At 59.1% G+C, this 1095-nt stretch carries 1 protein-coding gene; it reads left to right on the forward strand.

The window, feature by feature from the left end; all coding sequences use genetic code 11:
* Nucleotides 1-25: 25 nt before the first annotated feature.
* On the forward strand, nucleotides 26-1095 hold a 1070-nt coding region (locus U869_RS0127925; RefSeq protein WP_232785415.1), incomplete at its 3' end, for an IS91 family transposase.

The following is a 1095-nucleotide window of genomic DNA, read 5'->3' on the forward strand; positions in this document are numbered from 1 at the left end:
CGCAGCCGAAGTCCTTTCCACCCTCATCGCCGTATTTTATACTGTCTTTCATGTACATACCGCGCCCCGCAAAGCTCCTGTTCCGCACGACGAAGGCTGGGAACGCTTCCTCGAGAAGAATGGCCATCAGCTCACCGACTGGACCAAACTCTCCGTCGAGCGCATGCTTGCCTGCGGGACCTGCGCCATGGGCGTGCGACGCTATTGCTGCAGCTCACCTGACTGTACGCACTCTCGTTTTCTCTGCCAGACTTGCAAATCCAAAGCCTGTAGCAGCTGCGGCCTCAAAGGCACCGAGCAGTGGATTGCCGAGCAGCAGCACATCCTGCCCGACTGCAACTGGCAACATATCACCTTCACCATGCCGCACCTGCTGTGGCCGTTCTTCAACAACAACTGGCCGCTGCTCAACGACCTGTTTCGCTGCGCCACCCGCGCCATGCTCAGGCACGCGCGCAAGCTGGGCATCGAGGTCGGCATCTTCTGCGCCCTCCACACCTACGGGCGCCAGCTCAATCAGCATCCGCATATCCACGTCTCCATTACCCGTGGCGGCCTCGATACCAAACACGGTGTCTGGCGCGACCTGTTCTTCAAAAAACAGCAGGTCGAAGAAATCTGGCGCGGTGCCGTCATCCGTCTGCAGCGTGCCAACTATGACCGCGTTAACCCGGCCTCCCTGCCCGGTCACGGACATATTCGCAATGAGAAACAGTGGAAACGCTACCTGCAGGCGCAATATCAGCGCCACTGGAAGGTCCACTTCGCCAAAAAGACCCGCGGTGCCTGGCGCAGCGTGAAATACCTGGGCCGCTATCTGAAACGCCCGCCGGTGGCGGCGTCGCAGCTCCGTCATTACCGTGGCGGCTCGGTCGTTCACCAGTACTACGACCACAACACGCAACAGCACAAACGCCAGAAACTGAGCCAGGAAGAGATGCTGTGGCGTTACATCAGCCACATCCCGTCCCGACACTTTAAAATGGTGCGTTACTACGGCTTTCTGGCCAACCGCAAACGTGGTTCGTTGCTACCGAAAGTCTACGAAGCCCTGGAGATGACGCCACGCGAGAAACCGCAGAAACCGGGGTTCGC

The organism is Serratia sp. H1w (assembly GCF_000633355.1).
Classification (GTDB): Bacteria; Pseudomonadota; Gammaproteobacteria; order Enterobacterales; family Enterobacteriaceae; genus Chania.